The sequence below is a fragment of the Pseudomonas sp. DR48 genome, assembly GCF_019823085.1.
In the GTDB taxonomy this organism is placed as follows: domain Bacteria; phylum Pseudomonadota; class Gammaproteobacteria; order Pseudomonadales; family Pseudomonadaceae; genus Aquipseudomonas.
Genome location: NZ_CP081946.1, coordinates 5,393,475 through 5,417,092, shown reverse-complemented (window position 1 = coordinate 5,417,092; position 23,618 = coordinate 5,393,475). Strand labels below are relative to the sequence as shown.

At 58.1% G+C, this 23,618-nt stretch carries 19 protein-coding genes; 12 read left to right on the top strand and 7 right to left on the bottom strand.

Annotated elements, in window-relative coordinates:
- Positions 1-156: 156 nt before the first annotated feature.
- A complete protein-coding gene (locus K5K95_RS24565; protein ID WP_222586510.1) occupies positions 157-936 on the top strand; it encodes a TSUP family transporter in 780 nt (259 codons plus the stop codon).
- On the opposite strand, the gene nudC is transcribed toward K5K95_RS24565, so the two are convergent.
- The 3 genes from nudC to K5K95_RS24550 form a co-directional block, all read right to left on the bottom strand.
- Complete coding sequence (gene nudC, locus K5K95_RS24560; protein ID WP_222586509.1) at positions 904-1,734, bottom strand: NAD(+) diphosphatase; 831 nt, start codon at positions 1,732-1,734, stop codon at positions 904-906. The two genes, K5K95_RS24565 and nudC, sit on opposite strands and share 33 nt — an antisense overlap.
- A 6-nt stretch (positions 1,735-1,740) precedes the next feature.
- A complete protein-coding gene (locus K5K95_RS24555) occupies positions 1,741-2,553 on the bottom strand; it encodes a crotonase/enoyl-CoA hydratase family protein (protein WP_222586508.1) in 813 nt (270 codons plus the stop codon).
- Between the two features lie 217 nt (positions 2,554-2,770).
- Entirely contained in the window at positions 2,771-3,544 is a 774-nt protein-coding gene (locus K5K95_RS24550; protein WP_222586507.1) for a class I SAM-dependent methyltransferase, read from the bottom strand.
- A 194-nt stretch (positions 3,545-3,738) separates the two neighbouring features.
- Between K5K95_RS24550 and K5K95_RS24545 the strand changes: the two genes are divergently transcribed.
- The 3 genes from K5K95_RS24545 (at position 3,739) to K5K95_RS24535 (ending at position 5,584) form a co-directional block, all read left to right on the top strand.
- Entirely contained in the window at positions 3,739-4,269 is a 531-nt protein-coding gene (locus K5K95_RS24545; RefSeq protein WP_222586506.1) for a tetratricopeptide repeat protein, read from the top strand.
- 65 nt (positions 4,270-4,334) lie between these two features.
- Positions 4,335-4,820, top strand: a complete 486-nt coding sequence (locus K5K95_RS24540) for an RNA polymerase sigma factor (protein ID WP_261398048.1) — start codon at positions 4,335-4,337, stop codon at positions 4,818-4,820.
- Complete coding sequence (locus tag K5K95_RS24535) at positions 4,817-5,584, top strand: anti-sigma factor family protein (RefSeq protein WP_222586505.1); 768 nt, start codon at positions 4,817-4,819, stop codon at positions 5,582-5,584. The genes K5K95_RS24540 and K5K95_RS24535 overlap by 4 nt, the downstream gene beginning before the upstream one ends.
- Positions 5,585-5,637: 53 nt before the next feature.
- On the opposite strand, the gene K5K95_RS24530 is transcribed toward K5K95_RS24535, so the two are convergent.
- Together K5K95_RS24530 and K5K95_RS24525 are read right to left on the bottom strand one after the other, a co-directional pair.
- A complete protein-coding gene (locus K5K95_RS24530; RefSeq protein WP_222586504.1) occupies positions 5,638-6,939 on the bottom strand; it encodes an ATP-binding protein in 1,302 nt (433 codons plus the stop codon).
- A 4-nt stretch (positions 6,940-6,943) separates the two neighbouring features.
- On the bottom strand, positions 6,944-7,645 hold the full coding sequence (locus K5K95_RS24525) for a response regulator transcription factor (RefSeq protein WP_109631796.1): 702 nt from the start codon (positions 7,643-7,645) through the stop codon (positions 6,944-6,946).
- A gap of 277 nt (positions 7,646-7,922) precedes the next feature.
- Between K5K95_RS24525 and K5K95_RS24520 the strand changes: the two genes are divergently transcribed.
- The 7 genes from K5K95_RS24520 to K5K95_RS24490 all read left to right on the top strand — a co-directional run bounded on the left by K5K95_RS24520 (position 7,923) and on the right by K5K95_RS24490 (position 16,225).
- On the top strand, positions 7,923-9,080 hold the full coding sequence (locus tag K5K95_RS24520) for an efflux RND transporter periplasmic adaptor subunit (protein WP_222586503.1): 1,158 nt from the start codon (positions 7,923-7,925) through the stop codon (positions 9,078-9,080).
- A gap of 14 nt (positions 9,081-9,094) precedes the next feature.
- Positions 9,095-12,190 carry an efflux RND transporter permease subunit gene (locus tag K5K95_RS24515; RefSeq protein ID WP_222586502.1) on the top strand — a complete coding sequence of 1,032 codons (3,096 nt, stop codon included), beginning with the start codon at positions 9,095-9,097 and terminating at the stop codon, positions 12,188-12,190.
- A gap of 200 nt (positions 12,191-12,390) precedes the next feature.
- The gene (locus tag K5K95_RS24510; protein ID WP_222586501.1) at positions 12,391-13,290 is read left to right on the top strand and encodes a hypothetical protein; all 900 of its coding nucleotides are present in this window, start codon (positions 12,391-12,393) and stop codon (positions 13,288-13,290) included.
- A 98-nt stretch (positions 13,291-13,388) separates the two neighbouring features.
- Complete coding sequence (locus K5K95_RS24505; protein WP_222586500.1) at positions 13,389-14,030, top strand: DUF1345 domain-containing protein; 642 nt, start codon at positions 13,389-13,391, stop codon at positions 14,028-14,030.
- Positions 14,031-14,106: 76 nt separating this feature from the next.
- Positions 14,107-14,946, top strand: coding sequence for an AraC family transcriptional regulator (locus tag K5K95_RS24500; protein WP_222586499.1), 840 nt, complete (start codon positions 14,107-14,109; stop codon positions 14,944-14,946).
- Positions 14,947-14,996: 50 nt separating this feature from the next.
- Positions 14,997-15,611 carry a LysE family translocator gene (locus K5K95_RS24495; protein ID WP_222586498.1) on the top strand — a complete coding sequence of 205 codons (615 nt, stop codon included), beginning with the start codon at positions 14,997-14,999 and terminating at the stop codon, positions 15,609-15,611.
- Positions 15,612-15,763: 152 nt separating this feature from the next.
- Positions 15,764-16,225, top strand: a complete 462-nt coding sequence (locus K5K95_RS24490) for a hypothetical protein (RefSeq protein WP_222586497.1) — start codon at positions 15,764-15,766, stop codon at positions 16,223-16,225.
- 52 nt (positions 16,226-16,277) lie between these two features.
- Here the strand turns inward: K5K95_RS24490 and K5K95_RS24485 are convergent, their stop codons facing one another.
- The gene (locus K5K95_RS24485; RefSeq protein ID WP_261398047.1) at positions 16,278-18,686 is read right to left on the bottom strand and encodes an autotransporter outer membrane beta-barrel domain-containing protein; all 2,409 of its coding nucleotides are present in this window, start codon (positions 18,684-18,686) and stop codon (positions 16,278-16,280) included.
- Positions 18,687-19,096: 410 nt separating this feature from the next.
- The gene (locus K5K95_RS24480; RefSeq protein WP_222586495.1) at positions 19,097-22,195 is read right to left on the bottom strand and encodes a hypothetical protein; all 3,099 of its coding nucleotides are present in this window, start codon (positions 22,193-22,195) and stop codon (positions 19,097-19,099) included.
- Positions 22,196-22,431: 236 nt separating this feature from the next.
- Here K5K95_RS24480 and K5K95_RS24475 point away from each other — a divergent pair, with 236 nt between their 5' ends.
- Entirely contained in the window at positions 22,432-23,457 is a 1,026-nt protein-coding gene (locus K5K95_RS24475) for a LacI family DNA-binding transcriptional regulator (protein WP_222586494.1), read from the top strand.
- Positions 23,458-23,618: the final 161 nt, after the last annotated feature.

The window sequence follows — 23,618 nt, the reverse complement described above, 5'->3', positions numbered from 1 at the left end:
GATCTCTACAACACTGGAGATCCCTGTGGGAGCGGGCTTGCTCCGGGCGGCGTTCCGACGATGAGGCCAGACGGGTCGCAGCAGAAGTTGGATCTAGGTAAGATATCGGCCCTTCCCCGCAGCCCCTTGCTGCACCCCGCCGAATAAGCCGATTCCATGCCTTTCGAACTCAGCGTTGACCTCACCACCCTGGCCATTTTGGCCATCGTTGCCTTCATTGCCGGTTTCATCGACGCCATCGCTGGCGGTGGCGGTCTGCTGACCACCCCGGCCCTGCTGACCGCCGGCCTGCCGCCGCACCTGGTGTTGGGCACCAACAAACTGAGTTCGACCTTCGGTTCGGCCACCGCCAGCTTCACCTTTTACCGGCGTAAATTGTTCCACCCCAGACAATGGATGCACGCCATCGTCGGCACGCTGGTCGGAGCCCTGACGGGGGCCGTGGTCGCGCATTATCTGCCGGCGGAATGGCTGAACAAGATGCTCCCGGTGATCGTTTTCGCCTGCGGTCTGTACCTGTTGTTTGGCGGCACGCCGAAAGCGCCGCTGGACAGCGACGCACCGATCAAGAAAAAGTGGCAGTCGACCCAAGGCTTCAGCCTCGGCTTCTACGATGGCGTGGCAGGTCCCGGCACTGGCGCGTTCTGGACCGTCAGCAGCCTGCTGCTTTACCCGATCGACCTGGTGAAGGCTAGTGGCGTGGCGCGCAGCATGAACTTCGTCAGCAACATCGCGGCGCTGTCGGTGTTTGTGTTTTCCGGGCAAGTGGACTGGATCATCGGCCTGAGCATGGGCCTGTCGGTGATGGTCGGTGCATTCTTCGGCGCTCGCACCGCCATCAGTGGCGGTGCGAAGTTCATCCGTCCGGTGTTCATCACCGTGGTGCTGGGCTTGACCGTGCGGTTAGCCTGGCAACACTGGTTCAGCATGGCCTAAACGCCGCGCCACGTAGACGTCGATGAGGTAGCGGGCAATCGAGCGAGACGCCGGCAACGGCGGCAAGTCGTGTACGTTGAACCACTGGGCGTCTTCGATTTCGTCTTCCTGACAGACGATCTCGCCGCCGGCGTACTCGGCATGAAAACCGAGCATCATCGAATGCGGGAACGGCCAGCACTGGCTGCCCATGTACTGGATGTTCTTGACCTCGATCTGCACCTCTTCGCGCACCTCGCGAATCAGGCAGTCTTCGGCCGACTCACCCGGCTCGGCAAACCCGGCCAACGTGCTGTAGACCCCGGCCACAAAGCGGGGCGAACGGGCCAGCAGCACTTCATCACCCCGGGTCACCAGCACAATCATGCTCGGCGAAATCCGTGGGTAATAGCGCAGGTCGCACGATTGGCAGTACATCGCCCGCTCTCGGGGAACCTGGGTCGCCGCCTGGCCACAGTTGCCGCAAAAGCGGTGCTCGCGATACCAGGTGCCAATCTGCGCGGCATAACCGAGCACTTTGTACACCGTGTGATCACCGTCAAGCATGAAAGCCCGCAGGCCCTTCCAGTTGCAACCCGGCACTTCGCTGTGACTGCTCAATTCCAGCAGATAAACAGGCTCGCCATCCAGATGACCGATGCCATGCTCGGCGAGGATCGACAGGTCCTGGCGCTTGAGCCATTCGCGCGGGAACAGCGCGCCATTGTCATCGAACATAAAGCCTTCGGGACTGCGGGCCACGGCCCAGCCGCCGGGTTGATCGGTGTCCAGTACTGCGGTGGTCCAGCGTGAAGTCATTTTTAATCAATCCAGAAATTCGGGTTTCTGTTTGCTCATATGGGCGGCCATGGCCACGCGCAAATCGGTGGATTGCAGCATGGCGGCGTTCCAGGTGGCGACGTATTCGAGGCCGTCATCGATGCGATGGTCACGCATGTAGCTGATCATCTCCTTGGTGCCGGTGATCGCAATCGGCGACTTGGCGGCGATCTCGCGGGCAATGCCCATCACGCCGTCCAGCAGGCTGGCATGGTCGCTGTAGACGCGATTGACCAGTCCCATCGTGCGCGATTCATCGGCACCAAAGGTGCGACCAGTGTAAGCCAGTTCACGCAGCATGCCGTCACCGATGATCCGCGGCAAGCGCTGTAAGGTGCCGACGTCGGCGGCCATGCCGATATCAATTTCCTTGATAGAGAATTGCGCGTCTTCAGCGGCGTAACGCATGTCGCACGCGGCAATCAGGTCGATGGCGCCACCCAGGCAATAGCCTTGAATCGCCGCCAGGACGGGCTTGCGGCAATGATCAACGGCATTGAACGAGGCTTGCAGGGCGAGAATCTTGCGCCGCAGCAGGCGCGCGTTACGGCCGACGTCCTTCCCCAGTTCATTGGCCACGCCAGCGAGCATCATCAAGTCGATACCCGATGAAAAATGCTTGCCGGCACCGCTCAAGACCACCACACGAACCTCGTCGGTGTCATCGATCCACTGGAAAATCTCAATGATTTCGCTCCAGAACGCGGCGTTCATCGAGTTGATCTTTTCCGGGCGGTTAATCTGCACATGGGCGATTTTATCGGCCAGTTCGACGGTGAACGCGGTGTACTGAGACATGGCAGTGATCCTTTTACCGGGCAAAAAATGAGGTCCGGACTATAACAAGGCATTGCCTGGGGGAGTAAGGCAGTGGTTCGGCCAAAAGCGGGACTGGTCGGGGTTCTGTAGTGTCTGGACTGGCCTCTTCGCGGGCAAGCCCGCTCCCACAGGGATCTCTGCAACCCTGAAGATCCCTGTGGGAGCGAGCCTGCTCGCGATTGGCCGCACCACCCATCTACCTGCCCTTCACCGCCACAAACGCCAAGGTTTCATAAGGCACCGTCACCACATCTTTCCCACGCAACGCCGGCTCCCCGGCAACCAATGCGCGCAACTGCTCATCAACCTTCGCTTGCTGCTCCTGAGGCAGCGCCGCGATATAACTGATGGAGCGCACCCGGTTGAAAATCACGTCCTCCGGCGTCCCCGTATGCGAATGATTGAAATGCTGCGCCTGCAATGGCCCGAACGCTTTGTGTGGAAAGGCCTGGCGCCAGGCACCGGTGTGAAAGCGCGGCGTATCACCTTCCAGCGCATTGACGATCGCATCCAGCTTCGGCATCCAGCTCACGCTGGTATCTCGCAGGTTCCACACCAGCCCCAGTTTGCCGCCCGGTTTCAGTACCCGGGCGATTTCAGTCAGCGCCTCGGTGCTGGCAAACCAGTGAAAGGACTGGGCGCAGACCACCACGTCCACCGAGGCATCGGGCAGCGGCAGATCCGTCGCCGTGCCGCTGACCGCCAACACATGAGGGAAGGCCAGCGACAGCTTCTCCAGCATCTGCGCCACCGGCTCCACGGCAATCACCTGCGCCCCGGTCGCCACCAGCCGCCCCGTGAACTTGCCGGTTCCGGCACCGAGGTCGATCACAGTTTTGTGGGCGTTCAATCCAAGGGTGCCCGTCAACCAGTCAGCCACCTGCGGCGGATAGTCCGGGCGACCGCGAACATAAGTGTCGGCTGCGGTCTTATAGCCCGCGGCCGCGGCATGATGGACCTGATCTTTCATGGCAGTTCTCCCGATGGACACCGAATGTTGTCGAGCATAGCGCCTGGACTTGAGCTTTCCTTGTAATGATCGACACGCAGAAATGAATAATTGTTCACTCACAGGTGTTCTCTTTATGACGCCCATGAGAATGCCGCCGGATGCTGGCGGGCACGCGGCTCAACTGAAACGAAACTACTTCCGGAGCACCCTTCATGACTCTGCGTTTTGCGGTTTTCACCACCCCGCTGCTGCTCACCGCCGTCTTGTCCGGCTCGTTGGCCTGGGCGCATGGCGATGTAGAAGAACCGGCCAAACCCAATTGCCCCAAAGGCCAGGTCTGGGACAGCAAGCAACAGAAATGCCTGAGGCAAACCAGCAACCTGGTGCCGGACGCCGACCGCACCGACTATGCGTTCCGCCTGGCCAAGGACGGACGCTATGAGGAAGCCCTGGCCCTGCTCGATACCCTGAAGGAGCCCAACACTGCAAAAGCCCTTAACTACCGAGGCTACGCCACGCGTAAACTTGGCCGTACAGATGAAGGCATCGGTTACTACCTGCAATCGGTCAAACTCGACCCGCAGTATGCGCAAGTGCGCGAATACCTCGGCGAGGCTTATGTGATCAAAGGTCGACTGGACCTGGCTCAGGAGCAGTTGCAGCACATCAAATCGATCTGCGGCAGCACCTGCGAGGAGTACCAGGACCTGGCCGAAGCCATCAACGATTCATCGAAAACCTGACATCGAGACAAACGGAGGTCGCCATCGCCAGCGATCAGGCAATACGGGCAGAACTGGGCCAGCATTTGACGCGGTTATGGCGTTACGGCCTGCTGCTGTCCCGGCAACGGCATGTCGCCGAAGACCTGGTGCAAGCCACCTGTGTTCGGGCACTTGAGCGTGCCGGGCAATTTGTCCCGGGCACGCGCATGGACCGCTGGCTGCTGAGCATTTTGCATTCGATCTGGCTCAACGAAGTGCGCTCCCGGCGGGTGCGCCAGGGCCAGGGTCTGGTGGATGCCGAAAGCCAGCTGTCGTTTGACGGTGAGGCGGCAGCGCAGACCCATGTGCTCGCCGCCCAGGTGATCCGCCGCGTCGACGCCCTGCCCGAGGCCCAGCGCGAAACGGTGTACCTGGCCTACGTCGAGGGCTTGTCCTATCGCGAAGTGGCCGAAGTGCTGCAATTGCCCATCGGCACGGTCATGAGCCGACTCGCTGCCGCCCGCGTGAAACTGGCCGAATACCCGCCACTGCACGCGGTACCGAATCCTTCAACTGGAGAACGTCGATGAACGATCGCGCGACACCTTCGGATGAGCAGTTGGTGGCCTACCTGGACAACCAACTCGACGTCGAACAGCGCACGCGTATCGACGCCGCCATCGCAGAAGACTCCGTGCTCAATCTGCGCCTGCAATGGCTGGCACGCAGCAGCCTGCCGTTTCGCCAGGCCTATGACGAACTGGCCCAACAGGCGCCTGTCGATCGTCTGCAGTCCATGCTCGACACCTTGCCATCGCCTGAACGCCCGGCCGTCAGTCGCCGCTGGTTCCTCGCGGCGGCTGCCGGTCTGGTGGTCAGCGGCGTGTTGGCCGATCGCTTGTTCCTTGGCTGGCAACTGAGCCAGCAAAAGAGCAACTGGCGCGGGCTGGTGGCCGACTATATGGCGCTCTACGTGCCGCAGACCCTGGAGCATTTGCCCAGCGACGAAGCCACCGAGCGCGCGCAATTGCGCACCATTGATGCCCGGCTGGGTCTGAACCTGTCGCCGGCACAACTGGCCCTGCCCCGGTCCGAATTCAAGCGCGCGCAAATCCTCGAATACGAAGGCGTGCCCATCGCGCAGATTACCTACCTCGACCCGGCACATGGCCCGATTGCATTGTGCGCAACCCGATCCAACAGCGGCAGCCGACACTTCGCCCATGAACGCCGGCACGGCATGAATGTGGTGTATTGGGCCGACATGGAACACGCCTGGATGCTGATCGGGCACAACCCGGCGACGGAACTGGAGGACATGGCGAAGGTGTTGAGGGGTCGGCTTGGCGCTTGACCCAGGCAGTTGCCGGCCCCCGCGGTTCGGCAGCTTCTACTACCAAGCGCCCATCAGGCCTGAGCGGGCAACCACAACCGAAACCGCGCGCCGCCCAATGGCGACGGCTCGACAGTCAGCGTACCGCCCTGCGCTTCCAGCGCGCGACGACTGATCGCCAGTCCCAGGCCAAACCCGCCCGTTGCCCGATCCCGACTACGGTCCAGTCGATAGAACGGCTCGAAAACCCGCTCGCGCTCCTCATCCGGAATGCCGATGCCATCGTCGTCAACCCAAATCTCACATCCTTTCGGGCAAACCTTGACGCCGATCTGAATGCGCTTTTCGCAGTAGCGCATGGCATTGCGCAGCAGGTTCTGAATGGCGCGCGCCGTCAATCGCGGGTCCAGCACGAAGCGTTCAAGTTGGCCATGCAGCAACACGTCGATGACGATCTCCGGTGACTCCAGCTCTTCATCGACGCTGCCCAGAATGCTGTCGATGAATTCATCCAGAGACACTTCGACCCGCTCGGGCAGCCGCGCCGGGTTTTGCAGGCGGCTGTAGGACAGCAACTCCAACACCAACTCGTCCAGCTCACGAATGTGCGCGACCAGCCCTTGCAGGCGTTCGAGGCTGGCGGGCGGCAAATCGTCGGACAGCGCCAGGGCCAGGCCGAAGTCCAGGCGCGTCAGCGGTGTGCGCAATTCGTGGGACACGGCGTTGAGCAGGTCGCGTTGCTGGTTGAGCAGGTTTTCGATATCGCCGGCCATAGTGTCGAAGACGTTGGCCAGGCTGCCGATGTTGGAATGGGGAGATATCTGTGTACGCTCGCCAAGGTGGCCTTTGCCGAAGCGCTCGGCGGTGCCCTTGAGACGTTCCAGATCGCGCCAGTGCGGGCGTAGCCACAGCAACAGGCAAGCAAGCATGGTCGCACCGATCAGGACGTTGATGCTCCAGTACAACAGGCTGACGTCCATCGGGTCCGGTGGCACGACCATTTGCACGACGGTCTGCTTGTTCAACGGCGCCACCGCCAAGGTGCGCCAGCCCCAGTCGCCAATGCGCACGACATTCTCGCCACGCTGTAAACGCTCGCGCTCATCGAGGGTGAAGTCGGCGTCATCGGGGCGGCTCAGGACGATGTGCAGCGGCGCAAAGTCCTTGTCCATCCCGGTCGCCAGTGCCGGCCATTGGGTTTCGGGTACGGCGTGGAATTGCTTGACGATGAGGGTTTGCAGGCCGCGCGAATAATCGAGGTTGTAGGTGACAAAGCGCTCATGGAAGACCTTGATCACCAGGTCCGGCACCAGATAAATCGCCGCGCTGTACGAGACGATCATCACCAGATAGAGGCGAAAGAGAATCCTGAACATCGTCTCAGCATTCCCACTCGGAACGGCTGAACAGGTAGCCCTTGCCCCACACGGTCTTGATCTTGCGCGCCTCGCCTGCGTGGTCGTCGAACTTGCGCCGCAACTTGGAAATCGCCACGTCCACCGAACGGTCGGTGCCATTGAATTCAATGCCGCGCAGGCGTTGCAGGATCTGATCGCGGCTCAGCACTTCACCGGCATGCCGGGCCAGCACCACCAGCAGGTTGTATTCACCGCTGGACAGCTCGACGAGTTGTTCGCGCCAGGTCACGGTGCGTTCGGACAGGTCGATGCACAGGTTGCCCATGAGGATTCGATCGTTGGCGGTCTGCGGTTCGCTGAGGCTGCTGCGGCGCAACAGGGTGCGCACGCGGGCGAGCAAGACCCGGGGTTCACACGGTTTGGTGACGTAGTCATCGGCGCCCATTTCCAGGCCCAGTACTTGATCGTGACTGTCGTCGCGGGCGGTCAGCATCAAAATCGGCAGCGTGGCCGAGTCCGCCCGCAGCAAGCGGCAGACTTGCAGACCATCGAGCCCCGGCAGCATCAGGTCGAGAATCACCAGGTCCGGCGGATTGACCCGCGCCCGTTCGCGCACGTGGTCGCCACGGCTGATCACGCTAACGCAATAGCCGTTGCGTTCCAGGTAGCTGGCAATCAGCTCGGAGAGCGCGGTGTCGTCTTCGACCAGGAGGATGTTGGGCATGGGGTGTTTCCAGAAAGTGCAGTGGCGACGGGGCCGGCCCCTTCGCGAGCAAGCCCGCTCCCACATTTGATTTGTGCATGACGCAGATCAGTGTGGGAGCGGGCTTGCTCGCGAAGGCGGCCTCGGAGTCGCAAAAAGTATCAAGCCGCCAAGGATATACGCCCACACCCGCCCGTGAGTAAAACCCTTACACAATTTCACACAGCACCAACAAAGCTTCACCGCTACCCTCGTCGCCTCGCCGTAGGATGCGCGCAGTCATTATTGGGGTATTTACATGTCAAACAACCTGCTTGCCAGGCTCAGCCTGATGGCTCTGGCGTTAACGCTGAGCGCGTGTGACAAGTCCTCGAACGCCCAAGAGCAGGCGCCGCTGGCCACGGTACGGATCGAAACGGTCGAAGCCCGGCCCCTGTCGATCACCAGCGAATTGAGCGGTCGGATTGCCGCGCCACGGATTGCCGAAGTCCGCGCCCGGGTCGCCGGCGTCGTGTTGCAACGCGCTTTTCGCGAAGGCAGCGACGTGAAACAGGGCGACGTGCTGTTCCGCATAGACCCGGCGCCGTTCAAGGCCGATCTGGACAGTGCCGAAGCGTCCTTGCGCAAGGCCGAGGCCAACGCCTTCCAGGCCAGGCTGCAGGAACAGCGCTACGCCCAGTTGATCGAAGGCAACGCCATCAGCGGCCAGGATTACGACAACGCCCGGGCCAGCGTCCGGCAAACCGCCGCTGACGTCGCCGCCAACAAAGCCGCCGTGGACCGCGCAAAACTCAATCTCGGTTACGCCACCGTCACTGCACCTATTTCCGGGCGTATCGGCCGTGCGCTGGTGACCGAAGGTGCATTGGTGGGGCAGAACGAAACCACCCCGCTGGCGCTGATTCAGCAGTTGAACCCGATCCATGCCGACCTGACCCAATCGACCCGCGAACTCAACGATCTGCGCCGCGCCTTCCGTTCCGGCCAGTTGAAGGAAGTGGGCCAGGGCCAGGCCAAAGCCACGTTGATCCAGGACGACGGCAGCCTCTACCCGTTGCCGGGCAAGTTGCTGTTCACCGACATCACCGTCGACCCGGGCACCGGCCAGATCATTCTGCGCAGCGAATTTCCCAACCCGGACCTCGACTTGCTGCCGGGCAGCTTCGTGCGTGTGCGCCTGGAGCAAGCGGTGAATCAGCAAGGCATCAGCGTGCCGCAACGGGCCATCCAGCGTGACAGCGCCGGGATTGCCCACGTGTTGTTGATTGACGCCGAGCAGCGTGTCGGCCAGCAACCGGTGGAGCTGGGCGCCGTGCAGAACGATCGCTGGATCGTCACCGGCGGCCTCAAGTCCGGCGACCGCATCGTCACCGAAGGCCTGCAACATGCCAAGCCCGGTGAGAAAGTCCAGATCGACAACACCCCTCTTCCACTTGCCCAGGTTTCTGGTCAGTAAGCAGGACGCTTTTTATGCCGCAGTTCTTTATCGATCGCCCAGTGTTCGCCTGGGTGGTTGCCCTGTTCATCCTGCTGGCCGGCGCCTTGGCCATTCCACAGCTGCCGGTGGCGCAATACCCCAACGTCGCGCCGCCGCAAGTCGAAATCTATGCCGTGTACCCCGGCGCTTCGGCGCAGACCATCGACGAAAGCGTGGTCAGCCTGATCGAGGAAGAGCTCAACGGTGCCGATCACCTGTTGTATTTCGAATCCCAGAGCAGCCTCGGCAGCGCCACCATCAAGGCCACTTTTCAGCCCGGCACCAACCCGGAAATGGCACAGGTCGATGTGCAAAACCGCCTGAAAGTGGTGGAGTCGCGCCTGCCGCAAGCGGTGAACCAGCAAGGCTTGCAGGTGGAGAAAGTCTCCGCCGGTTTCCTGCTGCTGATCACCCTGACTTCCAGTGACGGCAAGCTCGACGACGTGGCGCTCAGCGATTACCTGGCGCGCAACGTGATGAACGAGATCAAGCGTCTGGACGGCGTCGGCAAGGCCCAGCTGTACGGCGCCGAACGGGCCATGCGGATCTGGATCGACCCGCAGAAGCTGATCGGTTTCAACCTGACCCCGGCCGACGTCAACGCCGCCATCGTGGCGCAGAACGCCCAGGTTTCGGCCGGCAGCATTGGCGATTTGCCGACCCGCACGACACAGGAAATCACCGCGACCATTCTGGTCAAAGGTCAATTGTCGACGCCTGAAGAGTTCGCCGACATTGTCCTCAAAGCCAATCCCGACGGCTCCACCGTGCGCATCAAGGATGTGGCGCGGGTCGAAATCGGCAGCCAGGAATATCAATTCGGCACGCGCTTGAACGGCAAACCCTCGACCGCCGTCAGCGTGCAGCTGTCTCCCGGCGCCAACGCCCTGAGCACCGCGAATCTGGTGCGGGCGAAGATGGACGACCTGGCGCGTTACTTCCCGGCGGGCGTCGAATACAAGATTCCGTACGACACCTCGCCATTCGTCAAAGTCTCGATCACCAAAGTGATCTACACCCTCGGCGAAGCCATGCTGCTGGTGTTTGCAGTGATGTTCCTGTTCCTGCAGAACATCCGCTACACACTGATCCCGACACTGGTGGTGCCCGTTGCGTTGATGGGTACATTCGCGACCATGCTCGCGCTGGGCTTCTCGATCAACGTGCTGACCATGTTCGGCATGGTGCTGGCCATCGGCATTCTGGTGGACGATGCCATCGTGGTGGTGGAGAACGTCGAGCGCATCATGGCCACCGAAGGCCTGTCGCCCAAGGAAGCGACGCGCAAGGCCATGAAGCAGATCACCGGCGCGATCATCGGCATCACCCTGGTGCTGGTGGCGGTGTTCATTCCGATGGCCTTCATGCAGGGTTCGGTGGGGGTGATTTACCAGCAGTTCTCGCTGTCGATGGCCACCTCGATCCTGTTCTCGGCGTTCCTTGCACTGACCTTGACCCCGGCGCTCTGCGCGACGCTGCTCAAGCCGATTGCCAAGGGCGAGCATCACGAAAAGAGCGGTTTCTTTGGCTGGTTCAACCGGGGCTTCGAACGTTTGACCGAACGTTATCAAGGCTGGGTCGCCTACGCGCTGAAACGCACGGGCCGTTACCTGCTGATCTACGGCGTGCTGCTGATCGGTCTGGGGCTGTGTTTCAGTCGTCTGCCCTCCTCGTTCCTGCCGGTTGAGGATCAGGGCTACACCATCACCGACATTCAACTGCCGCCAGGCGCGAGCAAAAACCGCACGGTGCAGGTGGTTGAGCAAATCGAAGCGCACAACGCCACCGAACCCGGTGTTGGCGACAGCACGGTGATTCTTGGTTTCAGTTTTTCCGGCAGCGGGCAGAACGCCGCGTTGGCGTTTACCACGCTCAAGGACTGGTCGGATCGGGGCAGTGACGACTCGGCAAGTTCGATTGCCGACCGCGCCAACATCGTCCTGAGCCAGATCAAGGACGCCGTGGCCTTCTCGGTATTGCCACCGCCGGTTGACGGTCTCGGCACCTCCAGCGGTTTCGAGTTCCGCTTGCAGGATCGCGGCGGCCTCGGCCACGCCACATTGATGCAGGCGCGCACCGCATTACTCGCTGCCGCCGAGAAAAGCCCGATCCTGATGAACGTGCGCGAAAGTGCCTTGGCCGAAGCACCGCAAGTGCAGCTGGAAGTCGACCGCAAACAGGCCAACGCGCTGGGCGTGTCCTTTGCCGACGTTGGCAACGTGCTGTCCACGGCGGTCGGTTCGGCCTACATCAACGACTTTCCCAATCAGGGACGGATGCAACGGGTGGTGGTGCAGGCGCAAGGCGATCAGCGCAGTCAGGTCGCCGATGTGTTGAAGATCCACGTACGTAACGATGCAGGAAAAATGGTGCCACTGTCGGCCTTCGTTCAGGCGAAATGGATTCAAGGCCCGGCGCAGTTGACCCGCTACAACGGCTACCCGGCGATAGCCATTTCCGGCGAACCGGCACCCGGCCACAGCACCGGTGAAGCCATGGCGGAAATCGAACGGCTGGTGGCGCAAGGCCCGGCGGGGTTGGGTCAGGAGTGGACCGGTTTGTCGTTGCAGGAACGCTTGTCCGGGAGTCAGGCGCCGATTCTGCTCGGGCTATCGCTGCTGATCGTGTTCCTGTGTCTGGCGGCGCTGTATGAGAGCTGGTCGATTCCGACCTCGGTGTTGCTGGTGGTGCCGCTCGGCGTGCTCGGCGCCGTACTGGCCGTGACCTTTCGTGGAATGCCCAACGACGTGTTCTTCAAGGTCGGGTTGATCACCATCATCGGTCTGTCAGCGAAGAACGCGATCCTGATCATCGAGTTCGCCAAGAGTCTTTATGACGAAGGCCACGACTTGGTCGACGCGACCTTGCAAGCCGCCCGGTTGCGCTTGCGGCCGATTGTGATGACTTCACTGGCGTTTATCCTCGGCGTGGTACCGCTGGCGATTGCCACCGGAGCCAGTTCGGCGAGCCAGCAAGCCATCGGCACCGGGGTGATTGGCGGGATGATCACGGCGACATTGGCAGTGGTGTTTGTGCCGGTATTTTTTGTGGTGGTGATGAAATGGGTGAAGCGTATGAATAAAGGGTGAATACCGCCCTCGCGGGTGACGACAATAGTTTTCACCCGCCGAACACAAATCTGGTCTCAGCCGGAAAAAAACCACTTCAGTTATAAAAAACAGGACGCTTACACCTGTTATATCTGACAGTTACTGAGGAACGATCAAACACATAAGCTGTTTCCTGTCGTGCGGCAATTAAATAATCCCCTACCGGTTCAGGAGCGCATATGGAAATCACCACTACGGGCACTATCACAGCGAGGTTGAATGACGAGGTTGACTTTAAGGGAGACAAGAAACCGAATCTCTACCTTGACCCTAAGTACAATTTTTTGGTCGCGAGTTCAGCCGATGTAAAAGACGACGGTCGAAGCTTCTTGATAGAGCTTTGGATACCCAATGAGGGAGGTGTAACGAACAAGGACTATTCCATTGACAGTGACTATTCAAACCTTGCTACCGCCAAGGCAAACTGGTTTGAGTTTCAGGATTCTAACTGGAGGCCTTTTCTAGCTAAATCGGGCAAAGTAAAAGTAACCATCGATACCGAGCAACAAACTGTAACAGGCACTTTCAATTTCACCGCTACCCTTCCAGAAAACAAGGAACTTGTCGTCAGCAACGGCTCGTTGAATATGAAAGACTTTGAAGTCCGGACAATTTCAAAGGCGGATGCTACCGGCACTTTCACCGCTACGCTTGAGGGTGGAGCGTATAAAAAATATTCCGCCAATCAATTTCTGCTCGAGGCACGCCCCGGGAATCCGGTGGTAGGCCTGAAGGTTCCGCATTGGCTAGCATGGTCCCAGAACTATTCCGATGGTGTACCCAACCGTCCACTGGATATAGTCACTATCTCATTTGCACGCGACCTCGGACCTGGCACTTATGACCTGGCCACATTCAAGGATAAAATCCTCGTCAGTTACTACGAGGTTTATCCTGGAGCAGGAGGCTATCCGGCACAAAGCGGCATATTGGTGGTCGAGGAAGTGCCCGCGAATGGTTCATCGCATGGTTTGTTCACGGGCCGCCTGGAATTCATCAGTGAAGAAGCCTCCAACGGGACGCAGATTACGTTCAAAAACGGAGTGTTCACTTTCGACAGTAATCCTCAAACCCCTTGACGCTTTTGACCTGCCCTTTGATTGACGTGAAAGGCAGCGCTTGATGCACCACTCACGGCAAGGCTATGGTGCTGCAAAGCCCCTGACCGTGAGTCTCCATGCCCTTCCTCGCCCGCACCCACCCTCGCCTGTCCGTCGCCGCCACCCTTGGCGTCGCGGCAGGCATTTTGGCTCCGGCTGATTCGATCATCAGCAAAATCCTCATTGGCTGGAATGTCGGGGTCTGGACCTACCTGATGCTGATGTTCTGGCTCGCCACGCGCGCCAAGGCCCCGGACGTGAAGCGCATTGCCGAGGTCGAAGATGAAAACGCCGGGCTGGTGTTGTTCGTGGTGTGCATCGCCGCCATTGCCAGCCTCGCGACCATCACCTTCGAACTCGCCGGTAGCAAAGAGCTGGAAACCACCAGCAAGCTCCTGCATTACGGCTTTACCGCGATGACGGTGCTCGGTTCATGGTTGTTGATCGGGGTGATTTTCAGCGTGCACTACGCTCGCCTGTTCTACACCTGGGACGGCAAGGACCAGGCCCTGCGTTTCGCTGAAGGGCTGGAAACCCCCAATTACTGGGACTTCCTCTATTTCTCCTTCACCATCAGCGTGGCGGTGCAGACTTCGGATGTGGGCGTGGCAACACGGGGCATGCGCAAGATTGTGCTCGCGCAATCGCTGATCGGTTTTTTGTTCAACACGGCGATCCTCGGCTTCTCGATCAACATCGCGGCAGGACTGTTCAACTGATGCGTGCACAAACGTTCTAGGTGTCGACCTCGACATCGGCGTTAAATAAGCCGGTCATCCGTCTCACAGGTGCAGCATGTCCCCTGACAACTGGATCGAACTGGCCCAGGACGCCGATACCGGCATCGAGACCCTGCGCGCGCATTTCCAAGGCCACGCCTACGACCCGCACTGGCACGACAGCTACCTGGTGGGCGTGACCGAACAAGGCGTCCAGCAATTCAATTGCCGTCGGGCGAAACATCAGAGCACACCGGGCAAGGTGTTTTTACTCGAACCCGGCGATATCCATGATGGTGATGCACCGACTGAAGACGGCTTCACTTACCGCATGCTGTACCTCGACCCGCTGTGGTTGCAGCGTGAACTGAGTGCGGTTTTCGATAACGCTCCCGATAACAGTCAATTGTGTTTCGCTCACACGCTGGCCAGCGACCCGCGACTGGCCCACGCCACCAGCCTGGCGTTTCAGACCCTGCATCACGGCGAGCTGAAGATCGTCCGCCAGACCGCTCTCGACAGTTTGCTCGAACGCCTGACCAGTCACTTACACTGGCGCACTCGGTACGGCGAAGACCCGCGTCTGCCGCTGGTGGCGCAGAAGGCTCGGGATTATCTGCACGCCAACGCCCGATTCGACATCGGTCTTGATCAGGTTGCCGCCGCAGCGGGTGTAGACAGATTCCGTCTCACCCGGGCCTTCAAGGCTGCCTATGGCATGGCGCCACACGCGTATCTGGTGCAATTGCGCTTGTCGAAAGCACGGCGAATGCTCTCCAGTGGCGCGCAACCGGCGACGGTTGCCATGGAATTGGGGTTTGCCGACCAGAGTCATCTTGGCCGCTGGTTCGTCCGGGCTTACGGGCTGACGCCAGCGATGTACCGCAAGCGCTGCTCAAATCTTCCAGACGTTTGAGTCAGGCTTTGTGAGGATTGGCTCCTGAGTTCATCTACGGAGTCCCTGTCATGTTGGCCACTTTCCCCACGCTGCTGCCTTTTTTGTTGTTCGCTTTCGTAGCCTCTATCACGCCGGGGCCGACCAATATTCTCGTATTGAGCACCAGTGCCCGACATGGCTTCAAGGCGGCCCTGCCGATTGTATTCGGTGCCTGTGTGAGCGCGGCGCTGATGGTGCTGCTGCTCGGTAGTGGTCTGGGCCCGACGTTGCATGCACACCCACTTATTCAAGAAACGGTGTACTGGGCGGGCATTGCCTGGCTTAACTATCTGGGATGGAGAATATTTTGGTCACCGTCCGTTGAGTTAAATTCGCAATCTTTGCCCTCAGGCCCACGGCTTGGATTCTGGAGCTCGGCGGGCCTCCAGTGGATCAACCCGAAGAGCTGGATGATGGCGTTGGCCGTGATCAGTGTGTTCACCGCCGGTGGTGGTGACAAGGCTGCGAAGGTGCAGCAACTGTCACTGCTGTTCTTTTTGATCGCACTCCCTTGCCTGGGCGCTTGGGCGGCGCTGGGGAGCGGTACGGGACACTTGCTACGGTCAGACCGCGCGCGAAGCTGTTTCAACAGGACCATGGGCGTATTGCTGATAGCCGCCGCCTGGCTACCTGCACTGGTTTAGTTTTGCCGCTATGCCGCTATAAAAAGCCCTTTGTAAACTGTCAACTATGACAGTTTACAAAGTGTTCTAAAGCGGGCTCTCATAGCACATCCAGGATTAGGGCCTACCACGGCCTTTGGATACCTTACTCAAAGTAACGGGAGACCCAATCCATGAATGCTGTTATCAAACGTACCGGTTTTGCCGCAGGTAATTATGTGATTGCCAAAGCGTTCGCCAATACCGAACTAACCTTTGTCGATTTCAACGCTACCTCTCGGCTGATCGGCAAGGTCAAAACGGGAGCCAAGAAACTCGACGCCCTCTGTATTACCGCTATCGAACGAAGTGATAAACGTACCCGCGCGTCACAAACGACTGTTCGTGAACTGACTATCCTGCTTCCCGACAGCCTGGATGTTGGTGAATACGAAGTAAAAGGCCGTGACGATGTAGGATTCAGTTTAAAAAACGATGACGGTACTGTTTATGAAGGTATCTCCGGCAACATTTCGATCACGCCGGCGAGCGAAGGAAACGTCAAGGGCAGCTTCAATGTCAATATTGAAATGCCCAACACCGAAGAGCAAACGTTTATTCTCAAGGGCGACTTCCAGGTGTTAAAAGCAGGTTAACCCTGCCACATAATAAAAAAGGGAAGCCTCGGCTTCCCTTTTTTATTCAAGATCAGAACTTGTAATGAGCCCCCATATTGATACCGAAGTCCTTGGTGACGTTGTCGCCCTTGCTGGTGTCCAGTTCAGTGTGCAACTGCCACCGGTCATTCAATGTCCAGGCCACGCCAGTGCCGACTTCCAAACGGTTACCTCGCAGGTCATTTTCGAAGGAGTTCTGATTGACCCGCACTTCATTGCTTTTCACAAACTCACGAACGACGGCTGCACGGATGTGCGGTTGCAGAACGCTGCCGTTGGCCAACGTCATGCCACGGCCCAGTGTTACACCCGCCTTGCCAAGCATGGAGCGCGTGGTATCGGCATCCACCTTCAAACCGTTATCCAGGCTGAAGTCCTTGCCTTGCACCGAAGCCATCTGCCACTGAGTGAAGGGTTCAATGTAATACCCATCCTTGAACTCGATGTGCTTGCCGAACTCCACCGACGCACTGGCCCCTAGATTGTTGTAGCTGCCCTTGGTCAGGGTGTCATCGCTCAATGACACCTTGGCTTTATTGCGAAAATGATTGAGCTTGGCCACGGTATCCAGGTAGTAGCCGCTGTCGCCCAACCAAGTACCGTAGACCCCAAGCGAAGTACTGCCGATTTCACCGGAACTGCCGCGACTCAGATCAAGGTCCGACTGGCTGTAACCGATAAAAGCCCCCAACAACACCTGTTCACCGGCAATCTGGACCGGCGTATCGACCCCCATGGACAACCCGGCCTGGCGCTGACTGTATCCATCACCGTAAGCGTTATTGCTGATGCTGTAGCGATTGCCATACGAGCGAATCCAGCCCCCCGTCGGAGTGCCGTTGCCCCGCAACTCGCCCATGCGGTTGGTCAGCGAAGCCATTTCACCGTAGATCACAGTAGGCGCGGTACCGAAGATCGCCATGACCGCGCGGGTGGGCGTGCTCACGACTTCCGTGTCGGGTCGCAGATACCAATCCTCACCCTCCTTGACCAGTTGATAGGTAAAGGCCCCGGAGTCCACCCTCCCGGTGGGTAGAGCAAACAAGGCACTAGTGCCGCCGACCGACTGCACCACTTTGATTTGAGAATCATTGACCGGATCCGAACCGCTGCTGGACACCCGCAATTGATGATTGCCGGCGGCGCTTCCGGTGAGGTTCAACAGATCGGTCTGGTGGGTACGGAAATCAGTGCCAATTTCAAAGGTACCGTTGCCGCTCAGGTTGGCCACGTTGAGCTGAAAGTACTCCTGATTGCCTCCCAGCCGGACAATGCCGCCATTGTTGAGATTGAGATTGTTCACGGACTGGCTTTGCGTCATTTGCCAGAGCGCCTGGTTATTGATGGAAAAATTGCTCACATTGTTGACCTGCCCGGTCAGGCTCGCTCCATTATCCAGAGTCAGACTGGACAGACTCTCCACAGCCGCTGTGACACTACCCTTCATCTGGCTCTGGTTATTGATCGAAACAGTGGAGACATCCTGCAAGTCACCCGTGAACGTGGACGCGTTATCGATCGTTACTCCCGACGCGCGCAATACATTACCTGTCACCACGCTCTGATGATTGACCGAGACATTGGCGGTATCTTGCAGATTGCCGCTGAGCGACGACCCGTTGTCGATCAATACGCTCGAAGCGCCCAGCACATTGCCGGTCATGTGCGCCTGATTGTTGAGGGTCGCATTGGTGACATTCTGCATATCACCAGTCAGTACCGCTTTATTTTGTAAGGTGACGTTTGCCGAACCTCCCGCCCCCACTACCACATTGCCGGCCACGTTACTGTCGTCAACCAGCAGGTTGGCCAAAGCGCCGGTGCGCACATCAAGTACGATGCCGTTGCCACCTTTGAGGCTCGAGCCGTTACTGACTTGAATGTCGGCAATGGTCGGGAAGTTCGGCGCATTGATACCGACAACGATGGCCGAGCCGGTTATCCCTTCGACATGGGTGTTGTTCAGCACAATCTTCGAATGAATCAGCGCTGAAGCCAAGGTATCAGTACCCACGGTCACACCATTGAGCCCCCCTGTAACCGTGCTGCTTGTAGCGGACAGCGAGCCTTCGAGCAGACGAATCCCGAAGCTGTTGGCCCCGGTGCCCTCTACGATGGAGTTCTGCATATTCAGCTCGCTGAAACGATTGCCGGCAATGCCCCCTTGCAGGCCTCTGACGACACTGTTGTTGCTCAGGTTCACCGTGGAGCCGCCAACGCTGGTAATGCTGCGAACAGCTGATATTCCGATCCCGTTAATGCTGGTGACCGTTGAATTGTTCAGCGTGGCCGTCGCATTCGTCAGGGCAATGCCGTTTTGAAGCCCGCCAGCACCCGTCGAATTGGTCGTGGAATTGCGCAGATCAACCAGCCCGCCTGTCGTACTGGCGATGCCCAGCGTTGTAGCACTCGAGCCAATGAGTGTGGCGTTGTTCAGCACTTGCCATGTATCCAGGGATGTACTGGAATCTATGTTTTGAGTGGTACCTACCGGTATGGTGGCCGCCTGAACAGCAGAAATGCTAAGCAGGCCCGGCATGAAGGACAACATCCATACGCTGAGTGATGTTTTGGAAAAGGTGAGTACTGGCTTTGGCGACATAGTTGAGTCCTACTCGATTACATTCCTTCAGGAACGAGTGACCGACTCGGGAAAATCGCAAGCCGGACTAATAACGGCCGCCAGACTACGGATGAATCCTTGAACGATATGTAGGATAAGTCGCTCGTGAAGTAGGACTTATCCTTTTTTATACGTATGAACTTCCGTATCCGAACGTAAAAAACTCCTTGCTGATGAGGAAGAAAATTCTCTCCCTCATCAGCAAGCAGTAGTACTTGACGTGTTTATTACGGTGAAACTTCCGGACGCTCTTGCTCGCAATACACAAGGCTGGCGTTCAATAGTTGGACTGCAACGGTAACCTCCGCCGTAATACCGTTAACCGTGTAAGCGATACGCGCATAACGGGCCGCCGGGCGAGTGGTGCCGTTGGGACTCGGCAACTGAATCGTTCTGATTTGCGGGTCATACTCTGTCAGAGTGAATTCCAGTGGACCTGTCGCCGGCATGGGCGCCGAACGGGTAATCAGCGTACCGGGAATCGGCGCTGCACCCACGGCATTGGTGACCCGTCCTTCGACACTCAGATTCACCGGTGCCCCGTTAGGGATGTTGGCATCGCGCTCGATACGAATCCGCAGGCTACGCGGCTGATACGGTGGCATCGGACCGTTTGCCACGACTGGGTGATTAAAGGCGGGGCAACTGATACTGGTGATGGAGCGCTCAGGTATCAAAGTGCCGGTTGTCCCTCTGAAGGCAGATACAACGATTTTAGGCACAGGCAGGTTGATCACGATTGCCGTCACATCGACTTTGGTCGTGACCAGTTGTTTCATCCTATTGGCACTGCCAGGGAGCTCGATTATGATATAGGCCTCTCTGGCATTTGCACCAGTACCATTGCCCTCGGCAAGGACCGTAGCCCATGATAATGCAGTGCGGACCGACGTATCGCCGATGCGTACTGGCACAGGGTTTCCGACCTGTTTGCCCTGGTAAAAGAACGTGACAATTTCCCGTCCGCTCACCGGCCGGGCAGGGTCATTCCAGATCGGCCAGATCATTTCTGCAGCAATACCGGCTTGCGCTGGAGTGAGGGTATTGGGATTCGGAACGGGCGTTCCTGCCCCTTGCACGACTACCGGAACAATATTGGGGTTTTCCAGATCCGGCAGGTTTGGCTGCTCAGGCCCTGCGTATGCGAAGTCAATAGTAAAGAAAGCGGAAGGTGAAACCGGATTGGGAGAAATGGTTGGCCGGCTGAGTTCAAAGAAGCACTCGCACTCCACTTCATCCAGGCTGTTGGCGTCGCCAAAGAGCTCGGCCAAAAAGGCGAAGTCCATCTCGAATTCCAGAGGACCCTCCGTACCGGCTGGTGGGATGCTTTGTTCCGGCAACGAATATATTCCCGCTGCGGACAAGAAAGTCGGGATGATCCGGTCCCCTGCAAGAGCATTGACCGGAAAATCGACTAACATTTTGGCTTTTGACGGTGGAGGATTTACCGTCGTCAAGTCAATCGCAATGGCACCTGTGGGGCCAGTGACAGGAATGCGTGGCGGGCTGAGTATCGGCGCTGGTGTTACAACCCGTTGAAACAGGGTTGTAATAGCTGCGTTATTACTGATATTCCCTGGCAGGTCCGTCAGGTTGTAGGAGTAATAGTAAGTCCCTTCTGCCAGGTTCTGCAGAAAACTCCGCGGGATGTTGATAATCCCGTCGGCACGGAGTGGCCCACTGAACGCGGGTGTTTCCCCCTGCATCAACGTGAAGGTCGTCAACTGCGAAATGTAGAAGTTGACGACGTCGTTGTCTGCTTCAAACTTCTGATAGGCGTGGGGAATGACAAGACTCAGACCACCGGCATTGGCAGGATCGTTCAACCAGGCATCATTAATGATTGCGGGCACGGTCGTCCCTAGTGTCAGCAGTGTCGGCCGATTCCCGGTGCCGTTGGGACCACCTGGCTGACGCTGATAAGGGGCGGTCAGATCGACTAATGCTAAAGCGTACGGGCTGGAAGTATCGACGTTGCCGGGCATATCAATAATGACGAAAGCAAATTCGTACTCCGTGTAGTCACCCGCCGCATGGAATTTTTCGACAAGGGTATCGACAGGTACATCAAATGTAACCGGGAACGTCCAGTCGCCTCCTGATTGATCGTCCTTTAACTTCGTCGCCACAATAAACGTCGGATCGAACTCATTAATAACTGTTCCTTTCGGAAAAACATGAAGATCGATCCGGGCTGCACCCTCATCACTTTTGTCAGCAACATCCGACAACTCAACTTTTATCAGTCTATCTTCCCTTAGTTGCTTGTGAGTGAGCCTGCCGTCCGGCAACCGATCAACAATAGTGGGTTCCACGGCGAGCACACCGCCGACATTTTTAAAGGGCATATTCATTTTTGAAAACTCCATCGGTGAGTGATTCATTGAACAATCAACGTCAATACCCAATAAACAATCGTGCGACGACAGGCTGCAGGCTTTTGGCACTAACGCTTTACCACTTTTGATATCATCTAACGCATCATTATCTACAACTATTGAACCCAATCCTCCGGCAAAAACCGGACCGCAGGGCGGTTTCCCTGGAATAGTCCTGTCAATTTTCAACAAGCCAACTGCCGAGCCCCCCAGCGCAATACCGTTTCTAAAAAGCGTGTATCGGGCCAGTGCCGATCCATATTCAATGGGTTTTATATATTGCTCATACTTATCGTTCCCTAGAACAAAGAGGGGACCTTCGTCGACGTCTGTTTTTGTCAATGTTTTACTGACTTGCAACGCTGTTCCCGGGATAGGTCTCACCCCGTTGAGGCTGGCGAACCCCTCCCAACCCAGAACACACTCATCGTCCAGACGGAAACGCCCCGGCTGTGCAGGAACCTTTATGTGTACTGCCTCCCACACCTTCGGAGAAGAACTGCAATTGAGGTATCCCCACAGTGTGGTGTTGGGAAACGTCGGCTCTTCGAGATTCACCGGGACAGGACGTCTGACAATGAAAGTTTGGGGCAATGAAGTATCTTCATTGTCGCTGTCCCCCTGCGTGACCCGGTACCTCAAAACGATGTTTCCGTTACGCTGCAGGTACTGCGCCGGTAATAAAAAAAACGGTGGGATGGTAACCGGAACTGGAAATGGGGTGCTGTAGAACAACGTTTCTGTGCTCGCCCCTGACTCCGTCACCCAGATTTCCAGCAAATCGCTCTTGCCAATGATGACGGAAGGGTTGGGCCACTTTGGAATCAACAATCTGGCGCCATCTGTGGAGGCTGCTGGCGGAAGCACACCATCGGCACCCACACCCTCGATTTCCAAGGGCACGGCAAACAATCCGATGGACGCTTCGTTGCTAGTGAGTGACGACATATTTTGATCTCTTTAAAGGCTGCCACTTCAGCCTTGGTGGAATTAGACCCACTTGCTCCTTGCCTGCCTACTGTCATATCTGACAGGTTTTTGCACCGTTCGTCGGTAAAACTGCGCTCCTCAGACTAGCTGCCGGTTAGAAAAACTTGACGACCCCTTGGCAAATGTTGTTTTCTGAAACCGGTTTCATTGTCAAACAATGGAATGACCTGAATGACTAATAAGAAGATCGCCCGATGAACGATTTCTCCGCCGCCCAGCGCAGCCGCGTCACCATGCTCGACGTCGCCGAACACGCCGGCGTCTCCAAGGCCAGCGTCTCGCGCTTCATCGGCGATGACCGCGCCCTGCTCTCCGACGCCACGGCCTCGCGCATCGAGCAGGCGATTGCCGAACTCGGCTATCGCCCCAACCAGATGGCCCGCGGCCTGAAGCGCGGGCGCACTCGCCTGATCGGCATGCTGGTGGCCGATATCCGTAACCCTTATTCGATTGCCGTGATGCACGGGGTGGAAACCGCCTGCCGTCAGCACGGCTACAGCCTGGTGGTGTGCAACACCGATCGCGATGACGAGCAGGAACGCCAGCATCTGGCGTTGCTGCGCTCGTACAACATCGAAGGCTTGATCGTGAACACCCTCGGCCATCACCGCGATGAGTTGCGCGAGTTGCACCGGGAAATGCCGATGGTGTTGGTGGATCGCAAGGTGGAACAGCTTGAGAGTGATCTGGTCGGGCTGGACAATCCGGCCGCCGTTGAAATGGCCCTCGCCCACCTTGAAGAGCGCGGTTATCGCGATGTGCTGATGGTGACGGAACCGTTTGATGGCACCAGTTCGCGGATCGAGCGCGTCGGCAGTTTCAAGTCGCAGATCGAGCAACGCGCGGCGATGACCGGCGCGGTGGTGGAAACCGGCAGCGAGCTGACCTCGCACCTGAAAACCTTCCTGAACACACCCGGCATTGGCCCGAAAGCGTTGTTTTGTGCCAACGGCATTGCGGCGTTGGCGACCACTCATGCGTTGCGGGACTTGCAGTGCAATCTGTTTGAAGACGTGGGGCTGATCGCCCTGGATGACCTGGATTGGTATCCGTTGGTGGGCAGCGGGATTACCGCCCTTGCGCAGCCAACGGTGGAGATTGGCGCTAGCGCGTTTGAGTGTTTGCTCAAGCGGTTGCGCGGGGATGACGGGCCGGTGCGGACGCTGGATTTTTCGGCTCGGCTGATTGTTAGAGGGTCGACCCTTGGGAATCTTCGGTGAATGTCATGGCCCTATCGCGAGCAGGCTCGCTCCCACATTGGTTTTGTGCACGCCACAGATCCCCTGTAGGAGTGAGCCTGCTCGCGATGAGGCCCTAAAGGACAGGACAAAACTCAAGACAACCCCTTTTTTTGAACAAAAATGAAACCGGTTTCAGAGGT